Annotated in this window: 18 protein-coding genes and 2 pseudogenes; 3 read left to right on the plus strand and 17 right to left on the minus strand. The window is 66.3% G+C overall.

The window, feature by feature from the left end:
• Positions 1-35 precede the first annotated feature (35 nt).
• The 8 genes and pseudogenes from hisH to LKE06_RS19945 form a co-directional block, all read right to left on the minus strand.
• On the minus strand, positions 36-671 hold the full coding sequence (gene hisH, locus LKE06_RS19905; RefSeq protein WP_228000812.1) for an imidazole glycerol phosphate synthase subunit HisH: 636 nt from the start codon (positions 669-671) through the stop codon (positions 36-38).
• Complete coding sequence (gene hisB / locus LKE06_RS19910) at positions 668-1300, minus strand: imidazoleglycerol-phosphate dehydratase HisB (RefSeq protein ID WP_228000813.1); 633 nt, start codon at positions 1298-1300, stop codon at positions 668-670. Before hisB ends, hisH begins: the two co-directional genes overlap by 4 nt.
• A 46-nt stretch (positions 1301-1346) precedes the next feature.
• On the minus strand, positions 1347-2480 hold the full coding sequence (locus LKE06_RS19915) for a histidinol-phosphate transaminase (RefSeq protein ID WP_228000814.1): 1134 nt from the start codon (positions 2478-2480) through the stop codon (positions 1347-1349).
• A pseudogene (gene hisD, locus LKE06_RS19920) lies at positions 2477-3811 on the minus strand (histidinol dehydrogenase). The gene LKE06_RS19915 and the pseudogene hisD overlap by 4 nt, the downstream one beginning before the upstream one ends.
• 609 nt (positions 3812-4420) lie before the next feature.
• The gene (locus tag LKE06_RS19930; protein WP_308188399.1) at positions 4421-6049 is read right to left on the minus strand and encodes a serine/threonine-protein kinase; all 1629 of its coding nucleotides are present in this window, start codon (positions 6047-6049) and stop codon (positions 4421-4423) included.
• 85 nt (positions 6050-6134) lie between these two features.
• On the minus strand, positions 6135-7886 hold the full coding sequence (locus LKE06_RS19935) for a penicillin-binding transpeptidase domain-containing protein (protein WP_372477394.1): 1752 nt from the start codon (positions 7884-7886) through the stop codon (positions 6135-6137).
• Positions 7887-7923: 37 nt separating this feature from the next.
• Positions 7924-8787 (minus strand): arylamine N-acetyltransferase family protein, encoded by an 864-nt coding sequence (locus LKE06_RS19940; protein ID WP_228000816.1) that lies wholly within the window; start codon positions 8785-8787, stop codon positions 7924-7926.
• A gap of 191 nt (positions 8788-8978) precedes the next feature.
• Complete coding sequence (locus tag LKE06_RS19945) at positions 8979-9980, minus strand: alpha/beta hydrolase family protein (RefSeq protein ID WP_228000817.1); 1002 nt, start codon at positions 9978-9980, stop codon at positions 8979-8981.
• Positions 9981-10175: 195 nt separating this feature from the next.
• On the opposite strand from LKE06_RS19945, the gene LKE06_RS19950 reads away from it, so the two are divergent.
• Entirely contained in the window at positions 10176-11354 is a 1179-nt protein-coding gene (locus tag LKE06_RS19950; protein ID WP_228000818.1) for a winged helix DNA-binding domain-containing protein, read from the plus strand.
• A 203-nt stretch (positions 11355-11557) separates the two neighbouring features.
• Here the strand turns inward: LKE06_RS19950 and LKE06_RS19955 are convergent, their stop codons facing one another.
• From LKE06_RS19955 to nadA, 5 genes and pseudogenes are all read right to left on the minus strand, one after another.
• The gene (locus LKE06_RS19955) at positions 11558-12421 is read right to left on the minus strand and encodes an alpha/beta fold hydrolase (protein ID WP_228000819.1); all 864 of its coding nucleotides are present in this window, start codon (positions 12419-12421) and stop codon (positions 11558-11560) included.
• Positions 12422-12583: 162 nt separating this feature from the next.
• Positions 12584-12679, minus strand: a pseudogene (locus LKE06_RS33470) (carboxylating nicotinate-nucleotide diphosphorylase); the annotation flags it as partial.
• 40 nt (positions 12680-12719) lie between these two features.
• On the minus strand, positions 12720-13580 hold the full coding sequence (nadC, locus tag LKE06_RS19965; protein WP_228000820.1) for a carboxylating nicotinate-nucleotide diphosphorylase: 861 nt from the start codon (positions 13578-13580) through the stop codon (positions 12720-12722).
• 146 nt (positions 13581-13726) lie between these two features.
• Positions 13727-15370 carry an L-aspartate oxidase gene (locus LKE06_RS19970; protein WP_228000821.1) on the minus strand — a complete coding sequence of 548 codons (1644 nt, stop codon included), beginning with the start codon at positions 15368-15370 and terminating at the stop codon, positions 13727-13729.
• A gap of 70 nt (positions 15371-15440) precedes the next feature.
• Complete coding sequence (nadA, locus tag LKE06_RS19975; protein ID WP_372477397.1) at positions 15441-16448, minus strand: quinolinate synthase NadA; 1008 nt, start codon at positions 16446-16448, stop codon at positions 15441-15443.
• Between the two features lie 124 nt (positions 16449-16572).
• Here nadA and LKE06_RS19980 point away from each other — a divergent pair, with 124 nt between their 5' ends.
• Entirely contained in the window at positions 16573-17331 is a 759-nt protein-coding gene (locus LKE06_RS19980; RefSeq protein ID WP_228000822.1) for an NUDIX hydrolase, read from the plus strand.
• A gap of 179 nt (positions 17332-17510) precedes the next feature.
• On the opposite strand, the gene LKE06_RS19985 is transcribed toward LKE06_RS19980, so the two are convergent.
• The 4 genes from LKE06_RS19985 to bioB all read right to left on the minus strand — a co-directional run bounded on the left by LKE06_RS19985 (position 17511) and on the right by bioB (position 20068).
• The gene (locus LKE06_RS19985; RefSeq protein WP_228000823.1) at positions 17511-17690 is read right to left on the minus strand and encodes a hypothetical protein; all 180 of its coding nucleotides are present in this window, start codon (positions 17688-17690) and stop codon (positions 17511-17513) included.
• Between the two features lie 431 nt (positions 17691-18121).
• On the minus strand, positions 18122-18793 hold the full coding sequence (locus LKE06_RS19990) for a DUF2567 domain-containing protein (RefSeq protein WP_228000824.1): 672 nt from the start codon (positions 18791-18793) through the stop codon (positions 18122-18124).
• Positions 18793-19020: a biotin synthase auxiliary protein BsaP gene (bsaP, locus tag LKE06_RS19995; protein WP_228000825.1), complete on the minus strand. Its 228-nt coding sequence runs from the start codon at positions 19018-19020 to the stop codon at positions 18793-18795. Before bsaP ends, LKE06_RS19990 begins: the two co-directional genes overlap by 1 nt.
• 34 nt (positions 19021-19054) lie before the next feature.
• Complete coding sequence (bioB, locus tag LKE06_RS20000; RefSeq protein ID WP_228000826.1) at positions 19055-20068, minus strand: biotin synthase BioB; 1014 nt, start codon at positions 20066-20068, stop codon at positions 19055-19057.
• A 138-nt stretch (positions 20069-20206) separates the two neighbouring features.
• Between bioB and LKE06_RS20005 the strand changes: the two genes are divergently transcribed.
• On the plus strand, positions 20207-20791 hold the full coding sequence (locus LKE06_RS20005) for a TetR/AcrR family transcriptional regulator C-terminal domain-containing protein (protein ID WP_228000827.1): 585 nt from the start codon (positions 20207-20209) through the stop codon (positions 20789-20791).
• Positions 20792-20820 lie beyond the last annotated feature (29 nt).

Genomic DNA, 20820 nt, shown 5'->3' on the forward strand with positions numbered 1-20820 from the left:
GGTCAAGGATCCGGTTGAGCAGCCGGCAATGAGTGCTATAGCGTGTCGATCCAATTGCGCAGCAGGTGCGCGCCCGCGTCGCCGGACTTTTCCGGATGGAACTGGGTGGCCGCCAGCGGGCCGTTCTCCACGGCCGCGAGGAAGGGCACGCCATGTTCGGCCCAGGTGAGTTTCGGCGAGGCGAAGTGTTCGCTCGGCGGTAGGTCCCAGCTTTGGGCGGCATAGGAATGCACGAAGTAGAAGCGAGTGTCGGCGTCCATGCCCGCGAACAGGACGCTGTCGTGGGGGGCCGAGATGGTGTTCCAACCCATATGCGGCAGGACGGGTGCGGAGAGGCGTTCGACAACGCCAGGCCATTCGGCGCAGCCATCGGTTTCGACACCGAATTCGACGCCGCGCTCGAAGAGGATCTGCATGCCGACGCAGATGCCGAGCACCGGGCGGCCTCCCGCGAGGCGCTGGCCGATGATGCGCTCCCCGCGCACCTCGCGCAGGCCGGCCATGCAGGCGGCGAAGGCGCCGACACCAGGGACTACCAAGCCGTCGGCAGCCAATGCCGCCTCCGGGTCGGCGGTGACCTCGACCCGCGCGCCCGCACGCACCAGAGCCCGCTCGGCGGAGTGCAGATTACCGGAGCCGTAGTCGAGTAGAACGACGGATCTCGTTGTCACAGTGTGCCCTTCGTCGACGGCACACCCGCTACTCGCGGATCGAATTCGACGGCGGCACGCAAAGCCCGTGCCACCGCCTTGAATTCGGCCTCCGTGATGTGGTGCTGGTCGCGGCCGTAGAGCACCCGCACATGCAGCGCGATGCGGGCGTTGAGCGCGATCGACTCGAAAACATGCCGGTTGAGCACGGTGGAATACGGTGCGCCCGCCGCGCCGCGGCTCGACACGGGCGAACCGGGAATCACCGCGTGCAGCAGGTGCTCAGGTTCGCCGGTGTGCACGCAGTACGGCCTGCCGGATACGTCGACCACGGCATGCGCGAGGGTCTCGTCCATCGGAATGAACGAGTCACCGAAGCGGCGGATACCCGACTTGTCGCCCAATGCCTGACCGAGCGCCTGACCGAACACGATGGCAGTGTCCTCGACGGTATGGTGCGCCTCGATTTCGATATCGCCCTCCGCGCGCACGGTCAGGTCGAAGCTGGCGTGCGTGCCGAGCGCGGTCAGCATGTGGTCGTAAAACGGGACACCGGTGGAGATCTCGGTCTTGCCGGTGCCGTCCAGGTCCAGTTCGACGAGGATGCTGGATTCCTTGGTGACCCGCTCCACCCGCGCAGTCCTGCTCATGCTCGTTTCCAATCGCTTCCAAAAGCTGTGTTCGTCATGCCCGCGTTCATCGCGGGGTCAGATCGGTGCCGACCAATGTGGCGCTGACCCGCAGTAATTCGTCGTTCTCCGCGGCCAGGCCGATAGTCGTGCGCAGATAGCCGGGGATACCGACATCGCGGATCAATACCCCCTGATCCAGGTAACGCTGCCAGGTTCGGCCCGCGTCGAGGAAACGGCCGAACAGCAGGAAATTGGCGTCACTGGGGATCACTTCGAATCCCAGGTCACGCAGTGCCGCCGCGACGCGGTCGCGCTGGGTGGCCAATTCGTTGACGCTGGCGAGGGTTTCGTCGGCGTGCCGCAGCGCGGCACGGGCGGCCGCCTGGGTGACGACCGACAGGTGATACGGCAAGCGCACCAACAGCATTGCGTCGATCACCGCCGGCGCCGCGACCAGGTAGCCGAGCCGTCCGCCCGCGAAGGCGAAGGCCTTGCTCATGGTCCGCGTCACCACGAGTTTGGTGGAGAACTCCTCGATCAGCCCGATCGCGCTCGGCGCCGAGGAGAATTCGCCGTACGCCTCGTCGACCACCACGATGCCCGGCGCCGCCCGCAGAATGCGCGCCAGATCCTCGCCCGGAATGCTGTGGCCGGTGGGGTTGTTGGGGCTGGTCACGAACACCACATCGGGGCGGCGCTGGGCGATGGCGGTCAGTGCGTAGTCGACATCCAGGGAGAAGTCCGCATTACGTTTGGCCTCGACCCATTCGGTGTCGATGCCCTCGGAAATGATGGGGTGCATCGAATACGAGGGCACGAAACCCAGTGCGCTGCGCCCGGGTCCGCCGAACGCCTGCAACAACTGCTGCAGGATCTCATTGGAGCCATTGGCTGCCCACACATTGGCGGTGTCGACCATGACACCGGTCTGAACTCGCAGATAGGCGGCCAGATCCGACCGTAGCGCCACCGCGTCCCGGTCCGGATAGCGGTGCAGATCGGCGGCGGCGGCACGAATGGATTCGGCTACATCGTCGATCAACGCCCGGGTCGGCGGGTGCGGGTTCTCGTTGGTGTTGAGCTGCACCGGAACCGTCAATTGCGGTGCGCCATAAGGCTTCCTGCCGCGTAGGTTATCGCGCAGCGGGAGATCGTCCAGGCTCACGCCGCAGCCGGGGACAGTGATCTCCGGTGTCATGACAGCGCCTCGAATCGCGCCTGCACAGCCTGACCATGTGCGGGAAGATCCTCGGCGTTGGCGAGTGCGACCACGTGCCCGGCAACATCTTTCAGCGCCGCCTCGGTGTACTCGACAACATGGATGCCACGCAGGAAGGTCTGCACGCTCAAACCCGAGGAGTGCCGGGCACATCCGGCCGTCGGCAACACGTGGTTGGAACCAGCGCAGTAGTCGCCGAGACTGACCGGCGCGTACGCGCCGACGAAAATCGCTCCGGCACTGCGGACGCGGGCCGCGACGGCGGCGGCGTCCGCGGTCTGGATCTCCAAGTGCTCGGCCGCATAGGCATTGACGACGCGCAGGCCCGCAGCGATGTCGTCGACGAGAACCGTGCCGGACTGCTTGCCCCGCAATGCCTCTGCCACCCGGTCCGCGTGCTTGACCACCGTCATCTGGGTGGTGAGCGCCGCGTCGACGGCATCGGCGAACTCGGCGCTGTCGGTCACCAGCACGCTGGCCGCGAGCACATCGTGCTCGGCCTGACTGATCAGATCGGCGGCGACGTGCACGGGATCGGCGGTCGCGTCGGCGAGGATCGCGATCTCGGTCGGCCCCGCCTCCGCGTCGATTCCGACCAGGCCACGGCACAGCCGCTTGGCGGCGGTCACATAGATATTGCCGGGGCCGGTGATCAAATCGACCGGCTCCAGTTGGGCGCCATCGGTATCGACGCCACCATAGGACAGCAGCGCGACAGCCTGCGCCGCCGACCGCCCACACTTCTTCGACACCGAGCAGCTTCGCCGCCGCCAGAATCGTCGGATGTGGCAGGCCGCCGAACTGGGCCTGCGGCGGCGACGCGACGACGAGCGATTCGACACCGGCGGCCTGCGCGGGCACCACATTCATCACCACGCTCGACGGGTAGACCGCATTACCGCCGGGGACATAGAGCCCGACCCGCTCGACCGGCACCCAACGCTCGGTCACAGTGCCGCCCGGCACAACCTCGGTGGTGGTGTCGGTGCGCCGCTGATCCGCGTGCACCTTGCGGGTGCGTTCGATGGCGACCTCGAGTGCGGTCCGCACCGCCGGGTCGAGCTGTTCGAGCGCGGAATCGAGCTCGGCGGCGGGCACCCGCACACTCGACGGGGTCACGCGATCGAACTTCTCGCTGAACTCCAGCGCCGCCGCTACCCCGCGATCACGAATCGCCTCCACCACCGGCCGCACGTGATGCAGCACCGAGTCCACGTCGACTCCCCCCGCGGCAGCGCGGTGCGCAGCTCGGCAGCGGAAGGAGTGCGGCCGCGCAGATCAACGCGGGCGAGCTCGATGCGGGATGTCATGGGGTCAGCGGTCCTGTCTGTGGCGATACGTGAACGGATACCAGCTTATCGGGCCGCGACCACCGGATTTCCGGCGCGGGTCAGGCGCGGCGATCCGGCACGGCCACGGCGGCGAAACGCATTGCGGTGGCGCGGTCCGGCCGCCGAGAAAACATCGCACACCAGCGCGAACCTTGAATACGATGGCCGCATGTCCATTCCGCGCGTTCAGCGGCCCGAAATCCCCGACCGCATGACGTGGGAGGAACTGCAGCGACTTCCCGAGGAGATCGCCGAACAGATCGAGCTATGGGATGGTCGTGTGGTGTGGGGGCGGCGGGGCCCAGCCGAACATCAAAAGTGCCGGCACGCTTGCGGAGGATCGAGACACCGTCTCCCTCGAGGCCGGCGGGCACGACGGTGCGGCCGACCACTGCCAACGCGATTGCTTCGGCCGGGCCGTGGACTTCCTGCCCCCGCGCCGGTGAGGGTTACCGCGTGCGCGACCTCGTCGAAACCCTCCGGCGTCAGACGGCGAACACACTACTCGCGACATTGACGGCAACCTCGCCCCGGACGAATACGCACTGACCAGGGTGCCGGTCGCACAGGAAAATTCGAGCTACACCGTTATTTGGTGTCGCTGTCGATGAGCAACTTGCCGCCGCTACCACTGACAACCCGCAACATCAGCTGCTTGGTTTGACCGTCGACGGTCAAACTGCCGAGGCGCATATCGATGGACCCGTCCGAATTGTTCTTACCGGAGGGCGCATCGATGCTGGAGAACGTGTCGATGGTGCGCGCACCCCAGTACTGCCGGAACGCCTGTTCGCTGCCGTACACCTTCTGCGCCGCGGGCGTGAGCAACGACCAGGAATCCGACGGGCTGCTGTAGAAGTCGACGACCAACTGGCCGGCCGGTCCCCATTCGACGGTGCTCGTACTGGCCGTCTGGCCCAGCGCGCCCGGTGCCTGTGAGGTGCTCGCGGACGCGGACGTGCTCGCTGACGGCGGGCTGGCCTGCACTGCTGGAGTGCTTCCTCCGGAGGTGTTCAGTGCGCCGATCGCCAATGCCACCACGGCGACCACCGCACCCACCGATGCACCGATCAGCACGGCCTTGCGCTTGCCACGGGGATTGCTAGGTGCCGGTCTCGGCTGGGTTGTCGTTCGCGGGTGTGTCGCGGTCGACGGATGTGCGGCGGTGTCGGTTCGCACGTTGTTTCGCGGCGGTGGCGCCGGACGCGACTGCCGCTCGGTCGGTGTGTGCTGCGGTGCCGAATTCGCCGATGGGCGCAGTGCGCGCGTCGCCGATTCCGGCGCGTCGGCCTGCCGCCTGCCGAAAGCCTCACTGGCAGGGACGAAACCAGCGGGCACCGGTGCGGCACCGGATTCCGCGAGCGCGCCGAGATACTCGTGCGCGGCGCGCATCGTCGGCCGGTCCTCGGGTTCCGGGCTCAGCAACCGCAGTAGAAAATCGGTGGCCGGACCGGCGTGCCGTGGTTCGCTGACCTGCCCGTTGGCCGCCGCGTAAAGCACGGCAAGCGGATTGGCGCTCGAACCGTAGGGCGGCTCGGCCTCCAGCGCGTGGAAAAGTGTTGCACCCAAGGCGAATACATCCGAGGCGGGAGTCGGATCCGCGCCACGTGCGCACTCCGGCGCGAGGTAGGCGGCGGTACCGCAAATCAGGCCGGTCTCGGTGAGGGTGACGTCTCCGGTGGCGCGGGAGATCCCGAAGTCGGTGATCTTCACGGTGCCGTGGTCGTCGAGCAGGATATTGCCCGGCTTGACATCGCGATGCACGATGCCCGCCTGGTGCGCGGCGATCAACGCCGAGGCGACCTGCTCACCGATCCGCGCCACCTGCGGTAACGGCAACATGCCCTGCGAGGAGATCACCGCCGCCAGGCTGCGGGATTCCATATACTCCATGACCAGGCACGGGTCGCCGTTGTGCTCAGTGATGTCGAACACAACGATGGCGTTCGGGTGCTGGAAGCGGGCCGCGTTCCGCGCTTCGCGGATCGCCCGCTGACGCATGATGTCGCGGTCCACCTCGGGCAAACTGGGCTGGATGTGAATCTGCTTGACCGCGACCGAGCGCTGGAGACGTTCGTCCATGGCACGCCAGACGACACCTGTGCCGCCGCTACCAATCCGCTCGACCAAGCGGTAGTGTTCCGCGATCAACTGACCGGTATCGATGGCGCCTACTCCGAACCTTCTCGAAATTGTGACATACCGCGTATTGACCACTCACGCGTTCGGCACGAGTGTAGCGGGCCGGAAACCCGGGCATGCGACAGCAGCCACATATCCGCCACCCACACACCGGCGATGACTACCGCCGCGTGCGCAGCATACGGCCCGCAGCCTCCACCGCTGGACCGGAACTGCCCGCATCGCTGACGAATACCGCTAATGCCAGATCCCCGGCGATGCCGACGAACCAGCCGTGTGCGTGGGTGTCGTCGATGTATTCGGCGGTGCCGGTCTTACCGAGCAGGCCAGGAATATCGCGCAATGATGTCGCGGTGCCGCCGGTAATCGTCTCGCGCATCATGGATTTCACCTGGTCAGCAGTGGTGGGCGGCAACGCGTCCTGCGCCGCGTCGGCGACCCCGGGCTGTCCCTTCACGATCGCCGGTGATGGCACCGACCCATGCGCGAGCGACGCGGCGACCAGCGCCATCCCGAATGGCGAGGCCGTGACCTGGCCCTGTCCGATGCCAGACTCGACACGCTGGGCGGGAGTGCCCGCGGGCGGCACCTTGCCGGTGACGGTGGTCAGGCCGGGTGTGACGTAATCGACGCCGAGACCGAGTTGGGTTGCCGCCTTCGTCAGCGCGTCCACCGGCAACTTCACGGCTAAGCCGGCCATCGTGGTGTTGCAGGAGCGCGCGAAGGCGGTGTGCAGCGGAACCTGGCCGAGATCGAAGTTGTCATCGTTGGGGATGCGGCGTCCCTCGATATCCGCGACTCCTGGGCAGGGCAACACGGTGTCGGGAGCGACCTCGCCCGCTTGCAGTGCGGCGGAGACGGTGACGGTCTTGAAGGTCGAACCGGGCGGGTACAGGCCGGTGAGCGCGATCGACCCCTGCGCGTCGGCGGCGTTGTTCTGTGCGACCGCGAGCACGTCACCGGTGGAGGGTCGCAACGCGACGATGGCGGCGGGCTGGGCGATCGGGGCCAGCGCGTCCTCGGCGGCATGCTGGAGGTCGATGTCGAGAGTCGTGGCGATATCGGAGGTCGGGCGCGGATCTTGACCGGCGGAACGTTTCGAGTCGTCCTGCCCTTGAACCTGCACCGCCCAACCCGCCGACTCGTCGACGGAGCGCTGCCACATATCCGACAAACCAGACAGGGCCGGGGACGCGAGCGTCTTGTCAGTAGTCAGTAGCCGGGTCTGTGGCGCGAGGCTGACTCCGCGGGTCGCCTCCAGCGCGCCCTGGACCGGCGCGATGTCGGCGTCGCGCAGCGTGATCGCCGTGATCGACTTACCCTGCGCCGCGGCGAGATCCGATTGCAGCGACTCCGTGGTGAGGCCGGGCGCCAGCGGTCCGATCAGACCGGCGACCGCGGCGGTGTCGGCGCCAGGGGCCACATTCACCAACGTCACCACCTGCTGGGTCATGAGCTCGCCGCCTGCGGCGTCGAGAATGCGGGCAGGCCGGGGATACACCGGCGCATAGGTCAGCGGACCGGTTTCCAGACCTGGTGCGACCACGGCCGGATCCCAGGTGACTTTCCAGCTGTCGCCGGTTTCGTTCGCGGATCCGGTGGTGGCGTAGGTCCACTCGTTCTTGCCGTCCGAGCCGAGTTTCCAGGTGGCCGCGAGGGTGAAGGAGTTCTTGTCGGCGGAGCGGACGTCGAACGTCACCTCTTTGCCGAGACCGTCATAGAGCCCCTGTAGTGCCTGCGACGCCTTGGCCGGATCGTCGGTCAGTGCCGCCGCTGCGGCGATATCGTCGCGATTGAGTGCGTCTGCGAATTGTCCTGCGACGGTGTCGGGCTGGTCAGGGCCGGAACTGCAACCGGTCAGCGCCAGCGTCGGCGCCGCGAACAGGACTAGAAGCTTCCGGTGAGTGCGCACCCCGCCGACTGTATCGGTCGAGGAACTCGCGGCTCGCTCAGCCCATTCGCCATGGCGCGGCGGCGAGTACGGCGGCATCGGCGAGCTCGAGGTCGATATCGAACACTTCGGTCAAAATCTTCGGCAGCTGCGCGGGTTCCAACTCGCGGACCTCGCTGGAACCGTCGGGATGTTCGGTGATAAGGGTGGTGCCGTCGAGAATGTGGTGGACGCCGGGGTGGAAGCGTTGCACGAACGGCCGTGCCGTGAAAGGCGAACGCGGCGAGGTGGAGACGAAATGGTTACCGACGGCGTAGTCGATGCGGTACTGCGGGTTCGTGCTGAAGGTGTAGCGGTCGATCCAGCCCTCGCGGCCGAATTGATGCAGCACCCACAGGTCGGTGTCCAGTTCGCCGCTGGTGCGTTCCAATCGGAATCGCCAGTCGCCGAGGCTGAATTCACCGCTCGCGGCCAGCTCATAGGGCTCCAGTGGGCCGGAGCCGAAGCCGACATCGCACAGCCACACCCGCTCGTCGTCGCTGGTCGTCACGCGCAGCAGCGCATGGGTGGCGGGCCGGATGCCGCTCTCGGCGCCCATGCTCACCCGGCCGCTGATACCGGTGACCCCGAAACCGAGTCGTTCCAGCGCCGCCGCGAACAGGCCGACATTCTCATAGCAGTAGCCGCCGCGACGCCGCCGGACCATCTTGTCCTGCAACGACTTCACATCCAGCGGGATCACGCGGCCGAGAATGACCTCCAGATTCTCGAAGGGGATCGCGGTGGTGTGCGCGTACACCAGCGCACGCAGCGTCGCCAGCGTCGGCGCGCGGTCACCGTCGTAGGAGATCCGCGCCAGATACGCGTCCAGGTCGAGCTCGGCGCCGTCCCAATGGTAGGCAGGGTCGTGCGGTTTCGTCATCGCGCCTCCTCGTGTCGGTCTACCCGGGGCAACCACAGGTGGGCCGGAAGTGTTCCGGCGCTTTGCCGAAACCACCGGGCGTCGGTCCGCGTGTCCGGGCGGTACGGGGATTCGGCTGGCCGGTTGCTACTGGTTGATCGTTCGCACACGTTGCGACCGGATTACCCATCGGATGCCCGCGTTGGGTGAATTCATGCGGCGCACTTGGCATTCGGCGGTGCGGCGGGCGCGGTGACCACGCCGTGTGCGACATCCACCACGTAGTCGCGATCGGGGCCGTCGACAGGTTCGGCATCGGTGAGCAGCCGCTCGACGACGCAACCGCCCTCGAAGTACGCGGGGCCGACACTGTGATCGCCGGGCACGATGGCGCCATTGAGATCACGACCGGTGACGATGGTGTACATCGAGGTGGGCTTGCCCGCGGCGAGCAGCCCGGCACGCATTTCGACACTGGCCGCGTAGGGCACCACGCCATCGGAGGTGCCGTGTATCAGGAAGGCACGCTTCATTCCCATGCGCGCCGCGAGCAGCACCGGTGAACGTTCGGCGTAGGCCTGCGGGCAACTGACCGGTGGACATCCGCCCGCATCGTGTTCGATCTGTGCGGGCAGCTTCGGGTCGACCCCCGCCGATGCCGCCCACATCGTGAAATCGTCTGCGGGACCGTAATTATCGACCCAGAAATCGAACAGTCCGCGCGGACCGTGCGCCACCGCGAGCCCACTCATCGTGCCGCCCTGACTCCACCCCCACAGCACGGTTCGCGAAATCGACCGATGCTCGTCCTTGTACAACTGGGTAGCGGCGACGATATCCTGCCAGCCCGCCCACAGGTTCCATTCACCGGTCTTCCAGCTGCTTGTCGCGCTGCGCAGGTCCATCGACACGATCGGTGTCGCGGTCCGCTGGGCGATGGCGGTCAGATAACCCGCGTAGTCCGCGGACGAGCCGTCGTGGCCGTGTACGGCGGTAACCATATCCCCCGCCACCAGATCACCGGGTGCGCACCGGTACGGCTCGTACACCCGGCCGGTCGCGTCCTCGCCGACCACGCTCAGCGTCACCGGCCGCACCGCGACCCGCACCGGGCAGTCCGGCTCCGCCGAAACATACGGTGGTGCAACGGTTGTCACCGCGAACACACTCAACAGCACACCGCACAGCGCCAGCAGCCCGACTTTGCGTGTCATCATCGAATGATCCCACGCGCTTTTGCGGTGTGTGCCACGGGAGCGACGAATAGCGGCGCCTTCCAACAGCGACGCTCGACCGACTATCGCCGAGCGGGGCACTGGTTGCGCGACAGCGAGGACAACACACTCGGCATCTGCCGGCCGGTTGCTGATGTTCGACTCATGGCGTCGAACCGCGGCTAGGATTCGCTTATGCGTTCGATAGATAACGCCCAACGCCGGGCCCGACTCGCGAACCGGCACCGTCTCGCCGCAGCGGTGCGCACCGACGAGATCTCCGAGGTGGCCCGCTCACTGGTCGTGCTGCACGCCACCGATCCGGCCACGGTGTATCTGTCGATCGGCGCGCGCAGCAACACCGCCACCCCCGAACACGTCGAACGGTCTCTCTACGAAGACCGCACGCTACTGCGGCTGCTGGCCATGCGGCGCACCATGTTCGTCGCGCCGGTCGAATTGCTGCCGGTATTGCAAGCATCGTGTGCTGATGCGCTCGCCGAGAAACAGCGCCGCACCTACAGCAGGTTCATCGAATCGGCCGGCGTGGTCGACGGCAATGCTCGCGACTGGCTGGCCGACGTCGAAGACGAGACCCACAAGGCGCTGCTGTCACTCGGCGCCGCGACCGGCGCACAACTGAGCAAACAGGTGCCGCGGCTGCGCACCCAGGTGAATCCCGCCCCGGACAAGTCATATTCGAAGCCGACCAGCATCACCACCTGGGTGCTCGTCATCCTCGGTGTCGAGGGACGGATCGTGCGCGGGCGGCCGAACGGCTCCTGGACCAGCAGCCAATACACCTGGGCGCCCGTGGAATCCTGGCTCCCTGGCGGCGCGGCGAGGATCCCCGCCGATCGCGCCCGCGCCGAACTGGTCCGAAAGTGGTTGTCCGCGTTCGGTCCCGCGCCCGTCTCCGACATCAAATGGTGGACCGGCTGGTCACTGGCCGAGGTCCGCAAGGCCCTCACCCAACTCGATGTGGTCGAGGTCGATCTCGACGGCGGCACCGGCATCCTGCTCGCCGACGACCTCGAACCGGACCCCACCCCCGACCCGTGGGTGTCGCTACTGCCCGCCCTCGACCCCACCCCGATGGGCTGGCAGTCCCGCGACTGGTACCTGGGCCCGCACGGGGCGAGGCTGTTCGACCGCAACGGCAATATCGGCCCCTCGATCTGGCACAACGGCCGCATCGTCGGCGGCTGGGCCCAACGCACAGACGGCGAACTCGTATACCGCCTCCTCGAGGACGTGGGCTCGGACGCCACCGCCATGATCGAGGCCGAACTCGCCCGCACCGCAATCTGGTACGGCGACGTTCGCGCTATCCCCCGCTTCCGCACTCCCCTCGAACGCGAACTCACCGCATAAGCGTTGCACGCTATGCACATACCGAGCACACGGCCGAGCGCGAGTTGGATAACCGTTTTGTCGATGATTCGTCGGCCCGCCCGAGCAGCGTTGTCATGCAGTGCCGCAACCTTTTTCGGCCTATCCACGTCGACTACAACGAGCCACGCCGCATCGACAGCTGGTGCCGCGCAGCACTTCCTCACCGCTGCCGAGAAGGCGTGTCAGTGTGTCTCCACGCCTTGTTGCATGTCCGGTCGAATGCTGCTCGGTCCGTTCGCTGGATCGTCGTCGAGTTCGCTGAGGAAATCGGCCACCACACGGGCCATGCCGTCTGGGTCGTCGTCGTGAATCCAGTGTCCTGCGCCCGGGAACTGCACCAATCGGCCGGCGGGCCGCCGGGCGACCATCTCGTAGGCCAGTGGCTCGGGTAGCAACGTACTGTGCTCGCCGCGCAATACCAGGGCGGGGCAGGCAGAGTCCAGCCAATCGCTCCACCAATCACCCACGCCACTGATCTGGACAGCCATCATCTCGTTCCAGTCGAACAGCAGCCGCCATCGGCCGTCTGCTGTTGGTACAGCACTTTGCATGAAATACCCGGGCTCGGGAATTCCTCGCGCTCGAATCGCCTCGGCCAGCGCCTTTTTCGTGGCTGCCGTCTCGGGCCAACCGCGCACATCCAACACCGGGTGTTCGATCTCCGGCGTGCGCATCAACGGCCCCACGTCCTCGATGACCAATGCTGCCACCAGTTCCGGGTGCCGCGCGGCCAACTGGTAGGCGGTGATACCGCCACGTGAATGACCCAAGACCACGACCGGTCCGAGATCCAAATGCCGGACCAGACCAGCGATATCGGCGACGAAGTCATCGTTGGTGTAGCTGTCGGTATGGCTGCTGTAGCCATGACCGCGTTGATCGGGTGCGATCACATGCGCGCCGGAGGCAAGGTCGTGGGCGAGGCGAGTGAAAACAGCGCCTCGACCGAAACTGCCGTGCAGGGCGACAACTGGTCGGCCGGTGCCAACAAAGTCCGTATACGCCATATCGATGCCGTTTACCGCTACTGATTTCAGTTCTGCCACTTCAACCATCCTGCCGACCCACCAACGGATCTACACTACTGACCACCAATACAGGGAAGTGGCTTATAGTCGACGCCGACACAATGTAGACGCCCACGTCGACGAAGCGCGCAGCCGCGAAAATTCGAGCTCGGTCCACCATGAGCGTTTGCGCGGTGTCCAGATATCCAGCACGCGGAATGAGTGGGTCAGCGCACCGACAGCGAGGTAATCGACGCCGGCGCGGGCACAGTCGGCGGCGGCAAGACACAGACCGCCAAGGAATCGAGCCAAGTCCACCCGACCATCGCACGCCGTCCTACATATCCAGCCCGAGGTCCAGCACACGCACAGAATGGGTCAGGGCGCCGACGGCGAGGTAATCGACGCCGGTGCGGGCGTAGTCAGCGGCGTCGGCGAGGCGAAGGCCGCCGGAGGATTCCAGCTTGGTCTGCGGCGCCATGCTGTCGCGGCGCTGGACTGCGGCCTGGGTCTGCCAGAGTGGAAAGTTATCCAACAGAACGAGTTCCACGTTTTCGGCGAGGACGGCATCGAGCTGCTCGAGGCTGTCCACCTCGACCTCGCAGTCGATAGCGGGGGCCAGTTCACGGACGGCACGCAGGGCTTCGACCACCGAACCAGCGGCCACCACGTGATTGTCCTTGATCAGCGCCGCGTCGCCGAGGCCCATACGGTGATTCACGCCGCCACCGACTCGGACGGCGTATTTCTGCAGCGCACGCAGGCCGGGCAGGGTCTTGCGGCTGTCGCGAATCCTGCAGGCCGTGCCCGAAACCTCATCCACCCATGCGGACGTCGCGGTAGCGATGCCGGACAGGTGGCAGACCAGATTGAGCATGGTGCGTTCCGCGGTGAGCAGCCCGCGCGTCGGCGCGACCAGACCGAGGACCGACTGTCCCGGCCGCACCCGGGTACCGTCGGCGACCCGATCGGTGATCTCGTAGTTCCCCACGCCGATCACCTCATCGAGCACGAGCAGCCCGACGTCGAGCCCCGCGACGGTCCCCGACTGCCGGGAAACCACCGACGCCTTCACCACCGCATCCGCCGGAACCGTTGCCGCGGTAGTGACATCGGCCCCATACCGCAGATCCTCGTCGAGCGCGGTCCGAATAAGCCCGACCACTTCATCACGCCCGAGACCACTATCAAGACCCATCAAAACACTCCTAGTTCACGAGCCCGCACATCAACTTACGAGCAGTACTGAATCCCCTTGGTACTCAATTCCATAGAGCCCCACCCCCGCAGCGCCGTCGCTGCTCGAGGTATAGGAGCGGGATGGGGCGGTGTGGGCGACGTTGGTCATGATGCGCTCGGGAGTGAGTCGCGAGACCAGGGGTCGGCTACTGCGAAACCGTCGGGTGCCGCGACGGGTTGGCCTTCGGAGCCGAGGCGGAATGCGGTGCTGTAGTGCTGCGACTCGGTCGAGTGCGGGTGGTCGGATCGGGTATGGCAGCCTCGGCTTTCGGCGCGAGCCGCGGCAGCGTGCAGGAGCACTCGGGCGGCGAGGGTCAGGGCGGCATCCTCGAATTCGGTGATCCGTTGGGCCGCAGGTATTGCGGTGCCCACCGCACCGCCGGTCCGCGGCACACGGTGCAGTACCGCGTTTTCTAATTGTCTTGCGGCATCGGCGAGGCCGTCGGCCTCGCGGATGACGGCACCGTGTGCGGTCATCAACCGCTGCACCAGGTTTCGATCGGCCCTTGGCACTGACCGGAGCGGGATCTGCGGGATCGGTACCTCCTCACCGAGCCGTTCGACCGCGGCGGCCCCGGCGCGTTCACCGACCACCAGGCCCTCGAGCAAGCTGTTGGAAGCCAACCGGTTTCCGCCGTGCAGGCCGGTACGCGCCACCTCTCCGGCGGCATAGAGGCCGGGAACGGCGGTGCGCCCGTGTGTGTCGGTGACTACTCCACCGCACTGGTAGTGCGCGGCCGGGGCAACGGGGACGAGGTCGGTCCTCGGGTCGATCCCCGCGGCCAGACAGGACGCGGTGATGGTCGGGAACCGTTGCGGGAAACCGTCGATGGCACGAGCGTCGAGATACACGTGGTCGGTCCCGAGTACGCGCATTCGGTCGGCGATGGCACGCGACACCACATCCCTCGGCGCCAGGTCGCCGCGCGGGTGCACGCCCGCGGTCACCGAATCTCCTTCTGAATCAACGAGTATCGCGCCCTCACCGCGAACGGCCTCACTGATCAACGGCCTGCGTCCGGTCCCACCCGGCGTGTACAGCACGGTTGGATGGAACTGCACGAACTCGAGATCGGCCACGGTCGCCCCGGCCCATAGGGCCAACGCGATCCCATCCGCGGTCGCACCGGGCGGGTTGGTACTGAGCGCGTACAACTGGCCCAGCCCACCGGTGGCCAACAGCACCGCAGGCGCGTGCACAACCCCGAATCCACGCTCGGACACCGCGATCACGCCCTGCACGCCACCACGGCCGGTGACGATCTCCAAAGCCGCAGTGCCGAACAGCACCGGCAGATCGGCGGCATTAAGAGCTCGCTGCACCTCCGCGCCGGTAGCGTCGCCACCGGCATGGATGATCCGCCGCGTGCTGTGTCCGCCCTCGCGGGTGCGCGAAACCTGGCCGTCGCGACCGAGATCGAACACCGCACCCAGGTCGGTCAACGCCGCGACGGCGTCCTGCCCGCCTTCGACAATTGACCGAACCGCGTCCATATCACAGAGCCCGGCCCCGGCCTCGACCGTGTCGCGCACATGCGATTCGACTGAATCCTCATGTGGCGCAACGACCGCGATCCCGCCCTGGGCGTACTGCGTCGAGGTATCTGTCGCGCCGCCTTTACTGAGAATAAGCACCCGAAGCCCACGCAGCGACGCGGTGCGTGCTGCCGTCAGCCCCGCCACTCCACCTCCGATCACGACCAGGTCGGCGTCTTCCTCCCAGTCGATCGGCGGCCGTCCGGCAGTCATGCGACCCCGCCGTCACGGGCGAACACCGGAGTCTCGACCTCGTAGCGCCCTGGTGTGGCAGCGAATCCGCTCATTCCCCACCGCCGGGGTTGCCGATCTCGATCATCCGTTGCACTGAACCACGGCCGCGCGCAGCAGTTTCCGGGTCGACATGCACCTCATCGCGTCCCTCCACCAGGCAGCGCAGCAACGCGGCGGGGGTGATCATCTTCATGTACTTGCATGAGGCGCGATCGTTGACGGCCTGGAAGTCGATGCCGGGGGCAGCCTTTCGCAGCTGGTGCAACATGCCGATCTCGGTGGCTACCAGCACCTGGTTCGAGGTGGCGGCCTTGGCCGCGTCGATCATGCCGCCGGTGGACAGGATGTGCACCCGCTCGGCCGGGAAGGCGCCCTCGCCCGCGAGGTACAACGCCGATGTGGCGCAACCGCATTCGGGGTGCACGAACAGTTCGGCGTCGGGGTGGGTGCGGGCTTGATCCTGCAATTCGTCGCCGTTGATACCCGCGTGCACGTGGCATTCGCCTGCCCAGATGTGCATGTTCTCGCGGCCGGTCACGCGCTTGACATGTGCGCCGAGGAATTGGTCGGGCAGGAACAACACCTCACGGTCGGGGTCGATGGAGGCGACCACGTCGACGGCGTTCGACGACGTGCAGCAGATGTCGGTGAGCGCCTTCACCGCGGCGGTGGTGTTCACATACGACACGACCACCGCGTTCGGAAATTCGGCCTTCCACGCGCGCAATTCGTCGGCGCTGATGGAATCCGCGAGCGAGCAGCCTGCCCGCTGGTCCGGGATGAGGACGGTTTTTCCGGGGCTGAGAATCTTCGCCGTCTCTGCCATGAAGTGCACACCGCAGAACACGATGGTGTCCTCGGAGGCCTCGGCCGCGATGCGCGAGAGCGCCAGCGAATCACCGACGTGATCGGCCACGTCCTGAATCTCCGGCAGCTGGTAGTTGTGCGCGAGAATCGTGGCGTTGCGCATCCTGGCGAGTCGCTTGATCTCTTGCGCCCAGCCCGACGTGCCCTCGACTCCGGTGAATCCCGACGGCCCGTCGGTGACCTGCTCCATCAGCGTGGTGCCAGGCGCGGTTACGAGCTTCGCTCCCATCGTCGCCATGATGGCTCCTTCCTCCATGCGCTCGACAACACCGCCGATTCGCATCAAACCAGGTTTTCGACTTATAATCGAAAACGTGCCCCATAGTAACACCATCCACGAATCGCTCACTGCGGTGTTCCAGGCTCGGCGCTTCCCTACCGACATCACCGCAGGTTGCAGCCCCGCGGAACTCCCAGCCGAGGTAAACCGGCGCTGCCCGCCCGATCAGCGCACCGAGCTCGCCGTGCTGCTATGGCAGCGCGCACTCGACCCGCAGCGGGGCACCTGGTCGCTGCCCGGCGGTCGGCTGCGCGATGACGAGGACCTCGACACCTCCGCGCGGCGTCAGCTCGCTGAGAAGGTCGATGTGCGCGAACTGACACATCTGGAACAGCTGTCGGTATTCAGCAAGCCGGACCGCGTGCCCGATCCGCGTCGTATCGCATCGGCCTACCTCGGCCTCGTCCCGCTCACCGCGGACCCACAACTACCGTCGGATACCGCATGGCATCCGGTCTCCGCGCTGCCACACATGTCCTTCGACCACGGCACCGTCGTCGACCACGCCCGCACCCGACTGGCCGCCAAGCTCTCCTACACCAACATCGCCTTCGCGCTGGCCCCCGACCGTTTCACCATGTCGACGCTGCGCGAAATCTACTGCGTAGCACTGGGTTATGACGTCGACACCACCAATCTGCAACGAGTCCTCAGTCGTCGCAAGGTCATCACCCCGACCGGCGCAACCGCCGCACCAGGCCGCGCGGGAGGCCGCCCTGCCGCGCTCTACCGTTTCAGCGACTCCGGGCTTCGCGTCACCGACGAATTCGCCGTATTTCGGCCGCCTAATTGATCGCGACGGCCACCGACCCGGCCGACGAGCATCGATTCTGCCGAAGGGCACGCCGTGTTCGCATACTTCGGCAGCACCGCCGATCGGGGCGCGGCGGCGGGACATCCACACCGATGTAGCGCGCAGATGCGGCGGTGGACTAGCAATCCAGGGGCCGATCCAGAAAGTAGACCGCGGCCTCAATCGTGCGAACGGTTGTGATGCTTGCTGGTGCGCCGATACTGCCGCTTGCTGGGGATGGGTTGCGCGGCGCTGGACCGGCGCAGCGCATTGCGCCGTCGCCACGCCACCAGATCCGGCCGTTCCCCACCCTGCTCCCGCACCGTCTCCGACAGCGCCGCCTTGTCACATTTGTTCATTGCCAACACTTCCGCCCCTTCGAATCGACCGCAACGGTACTCACGCAATCACCCCGCCTGCCAGTCATTTTCCGGCCACCCCGATAACAGATCGTCAGCTCACCGTTGGCGATGCCCACTGCGGCGGCGAATCTCATCACCGATGAGATCCGCCGATCCCGTAGAACCCCCTGCGCGCCCGGAATCGGCGGAACCTCACCGTGCTAGGGACATCCTCGAAAACCATTGCGCCATATATGTATTCGGCACCATCGGGGTCACGGACATGTCCGCGATCGATGACGAGCGGCTCAGGCGGTCTTCATCTGCGGTGCGGGCGGAGGCTGCGGAGATGGCCTGCGGCCGACGCCCCCAATGGCCCAGAACACCAACTCAACCAGCCAGAAAAGGAGTAGGAACAGGGATTGGAGCCGATCATCCCAGCCGACGCGTCAGCCGGAACGCGACTCCCCGACCGGTTCGTATCCTTCAGCATGAGCCACGCTGTCGCCCGCATGTCCATCGGCGCGGTAGGTCCCGTAAGTTATTGCCGTGAAATGGGTTCGATCGCCGATCGGCCGCGACGCTCCGAATGGTCCAGCGAATCCGGTGCCGAGATCCTCCGACGAACTGAGCGCGGCAAGAAACAGCAGGATCAATGCCGCGATCAACGGCTGCACGATCAACGCCAACCAACTGCCAACCTCGGCCGGCAAGTCCACGATCTGCCCGACGGGCGGATCGTGCGGGCGCGGATGATGCCACTGCGCGACCTGCTCACCCAGCCGCGACATCGCGAACGCACCGACCACCGACCCGACCACCAACGCCAGCTGCATGATCGGTCCGCGCACCGCGCGCCACCGCCACGCGCCCACCGCGGAAAGCAGTCCGGTCACCGCGCCGATACAGACGAAGATCGCCAGTGCGTCGAATTGGTGCACGCTCTCCCCGGTCAAAGTTGCGCCGCGCCCGGGTTGTGTCACCAGCAGCTGTTCGGTCGGCGCCAACCAACCCCACACCACCGCACCGACCACGCTGAGCAGTAGCACCGCGACCACGATGATCACGGCGGCACGCACCTCACGCCGAATCCCCGCCGAAGGTATCGAATCCGTCGTCACTAGCGCAGTCCCAGACTCGCCGAGTCCAGCACGCCGTGGCGGGAGCACTTCGCCCACCAGCCGTCCGGACTGACCTGCACGATCATCCGGCGACCACACTGCTCGCAGTAGCGTGGTGGCTCGAGGCCCAACGCGGCGGCTGTCGGCACCGGGTCAGCGAGACCGGTCACGATCCGTTTGCCGGTGAACGGGTTGTAGCGCTCGTCCATGCCCATGACAGTACTCATGACGCCTGCCCTGTTCTCTCGCGACACCGGCGGGTCAGAGCGTTTCGTTGAGCGCCTTGATCGGCATCTTCAATCCGTCGAGCAGATCCAGGTCCTGTTCGGCGGGCCGGCCGAGGGTGGTCAGGTAATTGCCGACGATGACCGCATTGATGCCGCCGAGGATGCCCTGCTTCGCACCGAGGTCGCCGAGGGTGATCTCGCGACCGCCCGCGAAGCGCAGCATGGTGCGCGGCAGCGCGAGCCGGAACGCGGCAACAGCGCGCAACGCGTCGGAGGCGGGCAGCACCTCGAGGTCGCCGAAGGGGGTGCCCGGACGCGGGTTGAGGAAGTTCAGCGGCACCTCGTCGGGCTCGAGCTCGGCAAGGTTCGACGCGAATTCCGCGCGCTGCTCCAGGGTTTCGCCCATCCCGAGGATGCCACCGCAGCACACCTCCATGCCTGCCTCACGGACCATACGCAGGGTGTCCCAGCGCTCTTCCCAACTGTGTGTGGTGACCACGTTCGGGAAATGCGAGCGTGAGGTCTCGAGGTTGTGGTTGTAGCGGTGCACACCCATCGCGGCGAGCTGGTCGACCTGCTCCTGGGTGAGCATGCCGAGCGAACAGGCCACCTGGATGTCGACCTCGTTGCGGATGGCCTCGACACCCGCCGCGACCTGCGCCATCAACCGCTCATCCGGACCGCGCACCGCCGCCACGATGCAGAACTCGGTGGCACCGGACTTGGCGGTCTGCTTGGCCGCCTCGACCAGGCTGGGAATGTCGAGCCAGGCCGCGCGCACCGGTGACTGGAACAGTCCCGACTGGGAGCAGAAGTGGCAGTCCTCGGGGCAGCCGCCGGTCTTCAGGCTGATGATGCCCTCGACCTCGACCTCCGGGCCGCACCACTTCATGCGCACCTCATGGGCGAGAGCAAGCAATTGCTCCAGGTGGTCGTCGTCGAGCCGCAGCACCTCGAGGGTCTGCTCCTGGGTCAGGCCGATGCCCCGCTCGAGCACTTGCTCGCGGGCGGTAGCCAAGATGCCGATCTGAACGGGTGCCTGGGTCACTGCACGAATCCCTTCGTCCTGCACAGTGCACGGCCATCGACTGCGGGCGCTGCGCCCGAGGTAGCCGTACAACTTGAACGGTGTTCAGGCTAGGGTAGTGGTAAGAGTGAGTCAAAACATGACCGGGAAGGAATTCGGGTGCAGCTACACAGGACCGACGTGGTCGACGGCGCTATCGCCATTCTCGACGAATACGGTCTGGCCGACCTCACCATGCGGCGACTGGCCGGATCACTCGAGGTGCAACCGGGCGCGCTGTACTGGCACTTCCCCAATAAGCAGGCGCTGCTCGGCGCGGTCGCCGACCGCATCCTCGCACCCATGGACGACCCGATCGAGGCCACCGAATGGTCCGGCCAGATCACCGAATTGGCACACCGCCTACGCGACCGGCTGCTCTCCTATCGCGACGGTGCCGAACTCGTCTCGGCCACCTACGCCTCCCGCCTCACCACAAACAAGGGCCGAGAACGATTGGCCGGCGCGGCAATTCGCGCGGGGATGCCCCGTCATGAGGCCGAACTGGCCGCATACACCCTGCTGCACTACGTCCTGGGCCAGACCGTCGATGAGCAATCGCGCATGCAAATGGATTCCGTCGGCGCACTCACCGATGGCGATTCCCCCCTGCACGAAACCCCTGACGCCACCGCCCGTTTCGACTTCGGCCTGCAACTTTTCGTCGGCGGCGTCCGGCATCTGCTGGGCTCGCGCGTCCGCTGACTACGGGTGGCAGCCGCTGAGCACGCGCA

Source organism: Nocardia australiensis (assembly GCF_020733705.1).
In the GTDB taxonomy this organism is placed as follows: Bacteria; Actinomycetota; Actinomycetes; order Mycobacteriales; family Mycobacteriaceae; genus Nocardia; species Nocardia australiensis.

Bases quoted from the DNA above. Each gene is read 5' to 3' on its own strand.
- bsaP (WP_228000825.1), bottom strand. From the start codon at position 19,020: ATGAGTACTGTCATGGGCATGGACGAGCGCTACAACCCGTTCACCGGC.
- LKE06_RS19945 (WP_228000817.1), bottom strand. From the start codon at position 9,980: ATGACACGCAAAGTCGGGCTGCTGGCGCTGTGCGGTGTGCTGTTGAGT.
- nadA (WP_372477397.1), bottom strand. From the start codon at position 16,448: ATGGAGCAGGTCACCGACGGGCCGTCGGGATTCACCGGAGTCGAGGGC.
- hisB (WP_228000813.1), bottom strand. From the start codon at position 1,300: ATGAGCAGGACTGCGCGGGTGGAGCGGGTCACCAAGGAATCCAGCATC.
- LKE06_RS19940 (WP_228000816.1), bottom strand. From the start codon at position 8,787: ATGACGAAACCGCACGACCCTGCCTACCATTGGGACGGCGCCGAGCTC.
- LKE06_RS19970 (WP_228000821.1), bottom strand. From the start codon at position 15,370: ATGACTGCCGGACGGCCGCCGATCGACTGGGAGGAAGACGCCGACCTG.
- LKE06_RS19985 (WP_228000823.1), bottom strand. From the start codon at position 17,690: ATGAACAAATGTGACAAGGCGGCGCTGTCGGAGACGGTGCGGGAGCAG.
- LKE06_RS19950 (WP_228000818.1), top strand. From the start codon at position 10,176: ATGCGTTCGATAGATAACGCCCAACGCCGGGCCCGACTCGCGAACCGG.
- LKE06_RS19915 (WP_228000814.1), bottom strand. From the start codon at position 2,480: ATGACACCGGAGATCACTGTCCCCGGCTGCGGCGTGAGCCTGGACGAT.
- nadC (WP_228000820.1), bottom strand. From the start codon at position 13,580: ATGGGTCTTGATAGTGGTCTCGGGCGTGATGAAGTGGTCGGGCTTATT.